The 4,939-nt window shown below is 37.2% G+C and carries 5 protein-coding genes, 1 tRNA gene and 1 rRNA gene; 2 read left to right on the plus strand and 5 right to left on the minus strand.

Annotated features, from left to right (window positions below):
- A 16S ribosomal RNA gene (locus J2S07_RS21405) occupies positions 1-61 on the minus strand; the annotation flags it as partial.
- A gap of 387 nt (positions 62-448) precedes the next feature.
- On the opposite strand from J2S07_RS21405, the gene J2S07_RS21410 reads away from it, so the two are divergent.
- Positions 449-631: a hypothetical protein gene (locus J2S07_RS21410; protein ID WP_307152412.1), complete on the plus strand. Its 183-nt coding sequence runs from the start codon at positions 449-451 to the stop codon at positions 629-631.
- A gap of 89 nt (positions 632-720) precedes the next feature.
- Here the strand turns inward: J2S07_RS21410 and J2S07_RS21415 are convergent, their stop codons facing one another.
- The 4 genes from J2S07_RS21415 to J2S07_RS21430 all read right to left on the minus strand — a co-directional run bounded on the left by J2S07_RS21415 (position 721) and on the right by J2S07_RS21430 (position 3,817).
- Positions 721-1,284, minus strand: coding sequence for a GNAT family N-acetyltransferase (locus J2S07_RS21415; RefSeq protein WP_307152413.1), 564 nt, complete (start codon positions 1,282-1,284; stop codon positions 721-723).
- A gap of 33 nt (positions 1,285-1,317) precedes the next feature.
- Positions 1,318-2,226, minus strand: coding sequence for a DMT family transporter (locus tag J2S07_RS21420; protein ID WP_370872916.1), 909 nt, complete (start codon positions 2,224-2,226; stop codon positions 1,318-1,320).
- Positions 2,227-2,348: 122 nt separating this feature from the next.
- The gene (locus J2S07_RS21425) at positions 2,349-3,050 is read right to left on the minus strand and encodes an MgtC/SapB family protein (protein WP_307152415.1); all 702 of its coding nucleotides are present in this window, start codon (positions 3,048-3,050) and stop codon (positions 2,349-2,351) included.
- A 185-nt stretch (positions 3,051-3,235) separates the two neighbouring features.
- Positions 3,236-3,817, minus strand: a complete 582-nt coding sequence (locus tag J2S07_RS21430) for a GNAT family N-acetyltransferase (RefSeq protein ID WP_307152416.1) — start codon at positions 3,815-3,817, stop codon at positions 3,236-3,238.
- A gap of 168 nt (positions 3,818-3,985) precedes the next feature.
- Between J2S07_RS21430 and J2S07_RS21435 the strand changes: the two genes are divergently transcribed.
- A tRNA-Ala gene (locus tag J2S07_RS21435) sits at positions 3,986-4,058 on the plus strand.
- Positions 4,059-4,939: the final 881 nt, after the last annotated feature.

Below are 4,939 nucleotides of genomic sequence, written 5' to 3' on the forward strand. Positions count from 1 at the left end.
CTTGCATGTATTAGGCACGCCGCCAGCGTTCGTCCTGAGCCAGGATCAAACTCTCCAATAAAGAGTTGATATAGCTCATAAAAATTTGTTGTTTTTTTAAAACAACTAGAATTAACGTTGACGTATGATTTGTTTAGTTTTCAAAGAACAAGTTTAATTTCAAGTGATTGAGTATCATTCAATCACAGAATCAAGTTTCTCTATCGCCTTGAGGCGACTTTTATAATATAACATATTTCCTCATTTAAAGTCAATAACTTTTTTCGAAAAACATTTTTATAATCAAATGTTCTTTTGAGGACAAGCAATAATATAACATGTTCAAAAAATGTTTGCAATATAATTTTTTATTTAATTTAATGTTTTTAAGAAGAGCCTCTTTTTTACTTAAGTAATAATTAATAGACATTTTTCATATAAATAGACAACATCAAATATTATGAGAGGAATGGAAAAAGTGCTAGAATCCGTTGCATTATATCTATCATTTATCATGGCTGTCTATTTATTCGCTTTCTCTTTCATCGAAGGAATCAAAATCGCTAACTCCAACGAAAAAGTCCAGGGAGGGACCTTTATTGTTACACTAACACTGGCCTTTGTCTTTTCAGGCTTTACTTACTTGCTCTAGATTGTTGGAACATTTTTTGTAAGAAACCAATTTCCCTGTAACATACAGTCTAAAGTTAAGAAGAGAATCTCGTTTAGTGAGATTCTCCTCTATTCTAAATATTCTTCCCTAAGTAACGAAGACAAAACGGCATCAACGAATTTTCCCTTGTTTAGAAATCTTTTTCTTAGTGTGCCCTCATATTGAAATCCATTTTTCTCTAACACTTTCCGTGAGGCAATGTTCATCGGATCGTAAAACGCCTCTATTCGGTTTAATTCCATCACACGAAAACCGAAATCAACAACTTTTTGAATGACCTCTGTCATGATACCCTTTGACCAATAATCTGGATGTAGATCATAACCGATTTCCACCTTCAAATGTTGCTCCTCCAACGCATGAAATCCACAGCTTCCAATGATGACATTATCATCCTTAAGAGTAATGCCCCATCTGATTTGCCTTCCTGTTTCATATCGAAATAAGAGGCCTTCAATCAAATCGATAGCTTGTTGCTGAGAGGTAAACGTCTCTAAGTCATAATATTCCATAACTTTATCCATAGAAAAATAACGAAATATACTCGGTGCATCTGTCACTTCTAGATTTCGCAACCTCAATCTTGCCGTTTCTAATACCGGAAAAGTCTCGAAGGCTTCATTCCACGTCATTGCTCTTGGCCCCTCTTCTTTAAATAGAGAATATTAATGTTCATTTTTTAACTTCAAATTACTTTTTGAGGTCTTCCCTTCTAATAAGAAAAAGCATAATGCTACGATAATAATGGAACCTCCTGTTATTTGCGTTACTAAAATTGGTTCATCCAAAAGGTAATAAGCTAAAACAGTCGCTCCAACTGGTTCTAACAATATGGCCATCGAAATCGTTGAAGTGCTAAGCCATTTAATCGTCCAATTAAATAATGTGTGCCCAAGCAACGTAGGAACGAGAGCCAAAAGAACAAAATATACCCAATCACTGGTTGGATAAGGAACTAACGGCTGTTCTAAGAGCAGTACATAAGCAAGCAGGGTGATCGTACAAATGCTATATACAACAAATGTATAGGTAATCAGTGAAACCCTTTTTCTAACCGTCTGCCCAAACATTAAATAGGCAGTAATAAGCGCACAGGCAATGAGCGCTAGAATATCACCAAAAAGGGCTGAACCGCTAATCTTAAAGTCCCCCCAGCTAATAATGACGCTTCCTACAATGGCAATCACTCCACATAGAATGGCTCTAACTGTGAACTTTTCCTTAAAGAAAAAATAAGTTCCAACAAATGCAAATAAGGGCTGTAGCGTTACTAATACGGTAGAACTGGCAACAGAGGTGTAGTTCAACGATTCAAACCATAGGATAAAATGAAAGGCTAAGAAAACACCCGCAACAATCGAAAATATCCAATCTCGTTTCGTAATATGGTGCAGCTCTGAGACATACCTTAACAGAAAAATAGGTAACATAAAGAGAACTGAAAACAGCAAACGGTAAAAAGCAATCACTCCCGAAGGTGCTGAGGATACCTTAACCAAAATGGCTGATGTCGAAACGGAAAGGACACCGATAGCTAACGCTAGGTAAGGGTTCAGCTTTGGACCCACCACCATCGACTCCTTTCTGAAAATGCGTATGACTTACTAGCAATATTGTACATCTATGCACCTAAAAAAAACTACCAATATATTTGTGATACGCACCATCCTAGCCAAATTCGGGATATTGTTTTGCTTTAATCTACACTTTCAACTTCTACTTGAATAATCCCAGCTATAGATTTCAGCTCATAAAAAATATCCGTTGTATAAATTCCCTTGTGGGTAGTTAACAGACAACTTATCTCAATATCTTCAGATTCTTCTTTTACCCTCAATCTTCTAACTCCGAGATCCTTACTCTTGATTGCTTTGATCATATCCGTTAAATGTGTTGATTTTTCAATATATAGCTTTACCTTGATCTCTTTTTCCTTTAGCTTTTTTGGGCCAATCCAATCAAATAATAATGGGATGATCTTCACTCCAATAATTAAAAAGATGACACCTGAAATGGCCTCAATATAAAATCCCGCTCCAATGGTAATTCCAATTCCTGCTGATGCAAGAACTAAAGATGCAGTCGTTAGCCCCGAGATTGCTTCATTTCCCCTTCTCAGGATTACTCCTGCCCCCAGAAAACCAATGCCACTGATTATATATGATGGGATTCGCCCGGGGTCCATAGGTCGAGCATATTCTTTAGAATATAAAAAAGCAGATTCATAAGAAACAATGGTCAATAAGCAGGCCATTACCGATATGATTAAGCATGTCTTTAATCCTAGCGGTTTCCCTTTCAACTCCCTCTCTAACCCAATACCTATCCCTGAAATTGCAGCAAAAGTAAGTTTAAAAAGAACCTCATAATCCATATATTGCAGTAATAATTCCTTCATTGTATTCACTTCCCACGAAAAATATCCTGTCATTGATTAAAATATTCAAATATAGGATTAATATGAATGATATTCAATTGAACCCTTACTGCTTAAGTCGCATGATATGTAAAAATGAGATATAAAGGGTGGAAAGAGATTCTTCTTCAGAATTTTTGTAGGCTCTCCAATTTACTTGGGAGATTTTAAAGAAGATTTGGATTTGGATTTTTCTTACGATACTCCTCAGCCGTTAATGTATAATAACACTGACCATCAAAGTCTTTGTATTCTACTTCCAGATGACCTACTCTAAAATGGTATATCAATCCTAAGTTTTCAATTAGTTTAATAGAAGGGTGGTTTCGATAGTCGACAAACGCCATGATTTTTTTTAAGCCAATCACTTCAAAACCATATTGCAATGTAGCACGAGCCGCTTCCAGCGCAAGTCCCCGCTTTCGATATCTGTTCGAAATCCCATAATAGATTTCTGTTTCCCCCATTCCGAGATCATCTGGACCCAACCCGCAATAGCCGATAACCTTGTTATCCACCTTATGAATGATAGCCAGATTAAACTTGTAAATCTTCTCTGGCTTATTCTTTTGATTCTGCGCCATGGACCACTCGATAATTTGTCTCACACCCTCTCGTGACGGGGGCTCTTCTGGAATATATCGAAAAAAGTATTTTTCACTCACTACCTCATAGATTCCATCCACGTCTTCTAGCTGATACGGGCGAATGAGCAATCGCTCTGTTTCGATCAGTGCACCTATAAACATTAATAACTTCCTCTTTTCTCTATATACACTCAATGTTTTTTTCAAAATACATTTATTCTCCCTTAATCGGAGTTTTCCTTCATCAAAACTAATAAACCGGACAACCTACAATTCCCTCTTGATTTATCACAGGATAATCTCTTATAATAGTCCATGTAAACATCATACGGGGGATTAGCTCAGCTGGGAGAGCGTTTGGCTGGCAGCCAAAAGGTCAGGGGTTCGAGCCCCCTATTCTCCACTTATGAAATTCATACGATTTCACTAAACGCCAAAACTATTGATATATCAAAGTTTTGGCGTTTTTTCATTTTCATATAGCTTCAATGTATTTCTTTTCCAATCGTTTTTCATCGTATTTAATTTTTATCCTTCTACAATGAGACGGGCAGACTAATAATCACAAATCCCATTACCAACAAAAAGCAAATTGAAAGTAAAACTATGGTAACTTTTTTCATTTTTTCAAAAACAGTATCCAACACCTGTCAGTGACTGCGTGTCAGATTATACTGTTCCAAATTTTCGTTTATCTTTTCTAAGATTGACTTATCTGCTTCTTATAACCATATACCAATTGGTTTATCACCTTCATCCATTTGATACACCCTCCCAAATATTAATTTAACTTTTCACTAAATTTCCTTAATATGATACTAATATGTTTACCTTAATCTAAGCATCAGTCTTGGGTTTGAATAGACCAATTTCCAAGCTAAATCCACCTTAAGTAGGATCCTAACATTAAAGTTTAGCAGGATATAGCCAATCGGAGATGTACGGAGTGTTTCCGGTTGTTTGAGAGGCTGCTTCCTTGAGCCCTCTCCCATGAGGCATTACAAAGAAGCCCAGCCCGTCTCCTTTCCAGTCCCCTTCAAGTATCAATCCTTCCGCGTTTCTTCCAGTGCGGTAGTGGGGCTTTGCGGAGCGTTAAACAGCACTTGAACGTGGAGAGACGGTGCTTCGGTCAGGGTTTACCGCAGCAACCAATATCACTAGAAGTTATGTTAAAGAAATAGTTTTGATGAAATCATAACCACCCGTAAAAACGGGTGGTTTGTTCTACGGCTGAAAGCCTTCGTTACTGGCCAGCCCTTCAAAGGGCTCTGAAAGTTCGCCAAC

Source organism: Anoxybacillus andreesenii (assembly GCF_030813005.1).
Taxonomy (GTDB): domain Bacteria; phylum Bacillota; class Bacilli; order Bacillales; family Cytobacillaceae; genus Robertmurraya; species Robertmurraya andreesenii.